The following is a 2458-nucleotide window of genomic DNA, read 5'->3' as shown; positions in this document are numbered from 1 at the left end:
GATTATTACTGACATTGACGAAAAATCACAATTATTTGGCAAGTTATCTGTTGGAGATATAGTTACAAAAGCAATTATCTCAGGCGTTCAGTATAAAATTAATGATATAACTGATTTTAAGAAAGTGGCAAAAGTTATCAAAAATAATAAAGTAAATTATATAATAAAGTACTTGAGAAACGGAAGAAAAGAGTATATACTGATAAAGCAATAGAATATTGCTTGCTATAAATCAGCTAAGGAATGCTCAGTGGCAAAAGCTAGTGGCTTAGGTAGAACAAATCACCTTTTGAATAAGTATTTGCAAGAAATTGGTCGAGAAGATCTTATTTCTGCAAAAGAAGAAGGAATACTTGCAAAAGCGATGAAAAAAGGTGGCAAGCAAGGCGAAATGGCCCTTGAAAAAATGGTTAAAGCAAATCTAAGATTCGTAGTATCTGTAGCTAAGCAATATCAAAGTCAGGGTTTGACATTAAGTGATTTGATAAATGAGGGTAATATGGGTCTTATTAAAGCTGCAAAACGATTTGATGAGACTAAGGGATTCAAATTTATATCTTATGCAGTTTGGTGGATTAGACAAGCCATATTACAGGCATTGGCAGAGCAATCAAGAATCGTAAGATTGCCTTTGAATAAGGTTGGAGCTTTAAATAAAATAAGTAAAATTAAAGCTACATTAGAAAAAAAATATGAGCGAGAGCCTACTTCTGAAGAAATAGCAAAAGCACTCGAAACTACTGAAATTGAAATAAGTGATACTCTTAAAATTTCGGGTAAACATTTATCTATAGATGCTCAGTTTAATACTAGCGATGATAATACTTTGTTGGATGTATTACAGGATGATAACGAGCCACTACCAGACAAAGAATTGTTTGAAAGCTCATTGAAGGAGGAGGTTGAAAAGGTATTAGAATCACTCACTGATAGAGAGCGAGAGGTAATAGTGTTATATTTTGGTATTAACAAAGACAGCCCTATGACATTGGAAGAAATAGGAACTAAGTTTGGTCTTACAAGAGAAAGGGTAAGGCAGATAAAAGAGAAAGCTATTAGAAGACTTAGACATACATCTAGATCAAAAACATTAAGAGATTATTTAGGTTAAATTACATTGGAGGAAATCATGGAAGAGAAGAAAGCAAAAAAAAAAGTGGATATGGTTACAGCACTTTCTATTATTCTAGTTACAGCTGTAGTTTGTATTTTTAATTCATGGTTGTATTATGATGCAAAAATTGATCATATCCAGAAAAATAATGAGGTAAAAGCTGCGATGCTTAATAGTGCGATTGAAGATCTTACTAATAGAAATAAGGATTTACAGGTAGCTTTGGATAAATTCAATTCAGATATTCAAGATGCTCTGGAGAAGAATAAATAGTGTGATAATTTTCATTCATATCTTTAAATTTTAAGATTATACTTTCTAGGTAAAAGTTATTTTTTAGTCGGTTCTTTGAGCCGGCTTTTTTATTATATAACCAATCGTCAGTTAAGGGAATCCCGAGATCTGCGAGCATTACTCTTATCTGATGCATTCTTCCTGTTATCAATCTTATAAATACATCGTAGTTATTTTTATTTTTTGAGCTTGGTTGAATTTGTAAAATATCCAAAAAAGAAGGTTTGCCACCACTTTTTACGATCTTATTTACATTGCCTTTTACTTTTAAATAGCGTTTATGTGTTCCTATTAATCCTATGATATTTTCAATATTATTCTCAACTTGAGCGACATAGTATTTTTGAAAATGTTTGGATTTAACTTCTTCACCGTAAAAAGTAATTGCCTCTTTGTTCAAAGCAATTAACATAAGACCTGATGTAACCCTATCCAATCTATGTGGAAAAAACAACTCGTTAATTCTAAGTTGTTTTTGCAAAATACTTTCCAAAGACGAACCTTTGATATCGTTGCTCAACTGAGTAGCAATACCCGCAGGTTTAAAAACTACTATTTCGTTTTCGGATTGGTATAGTATTTTTATTTTCTTTGTTTTCATGGTGTTTTTTCTAGTAGGGGCGTAAGGCATTACGCCCTTACATTCAATTATACAATACCAATTTAGAATAACCTGTTCTTCCAAGTGTCAGGAGTTTTTTCGTTGATGATCTCCAGATCGAGATGATATTTAAAAGGTTTTGTTCCACGCTTTTTTATATGGTCTATCATAGCTTGAAGACCATCAGTTAATTTCACCGAAGGGTTGTAGCCGAACATAGATCGAGCTTTATCAGCAGAGCAATTTGCCAATAGAACTTCCTGAGGTCGTGATCTTTTATATATTGGTTTTAGATTAAAGTTCAAAAGGTCAGCGATAGTTTGTGCCAGTTGATTTATTGTAATAAATTCATCGTCAGGTCCGATGTTAATTGTTTCTCCGACAGCCTTATCATCAAAGGCAAGTTGTTTTAGGATATCAATGTCATCTTGAATAAAACTAAAGCATCG

At 32.4% G+C, this 2458-nt stretch carries 4 protein-coding genes and 1 pseudogene; 3 read left to right on the top strand and 2 right to left on the bottom strand.

The genetic code is table 11. The features are described from left to right. The 3 genes and pseudogenes from J7K39_06105 to J7K39_06095 form a co-directional block, all read left to right on the top strand. The coding region (locus J7K39_06105; protein ID MCD6179459.1) for a hypothetical protein at positions 1-214 on the top strand (214 nt) is incomplete at its 5' end. A 75-nt stretch (positions 215-289) separates the two neighbouring features. Next, positions 290-1111: pseudogene (locus J7K39_06100) on the top strand (sigma-70 family RNA polymerase sigma factor). 18 nt (positions 1112-1129) lie between these two features. Further along, a complete protein-coding gene (locus J7K39_06095) occupies positions 1130-1387 on the top strand; it encodes a hypothetical protein (protein ID MCD6179458.1) in 258 nt (85 codons plus the stop codon). Here J7K39_06095 and J7K39_06090 read toward each other — a convergent pair. Next, positions 1347-2009: a hypothetical protein gene (locus J7K39_06090; protein ID MCD6179457.1), complete on the bottom strand. Its 663-nt coding sequence runs from the start codon at positions 2007-2009 to the stop codon at positions 1347-1349. The two genes, J7K39_06095 and J7K39_06090, sit on opposite strands and share 41 nt — an antisense overlap. 62 nt (positions 2010-2071) lie before the next feature. Continuing rightward, a partial coding sequence (locus J7K39_06085; protein MCD6179456.1) for a hypothetical protein occupies positions 2072-2458 on the bottom strand: 387 nt, incomplete at its 5' end.

The sequence above is a fragment of the Bacteroidales bacterium genome (assembly GCA_021157585.1).
Classification (GTDB): domain Bacteria; phylum Bacteroidota; class Bacteroidia; order Bacteroidales; family UBA12170; genus UBA12170.
Note: the sequence above shows the minus strand (reverse complement) of the source record. Positions and strands in the feature narration are given on the sequence as shown.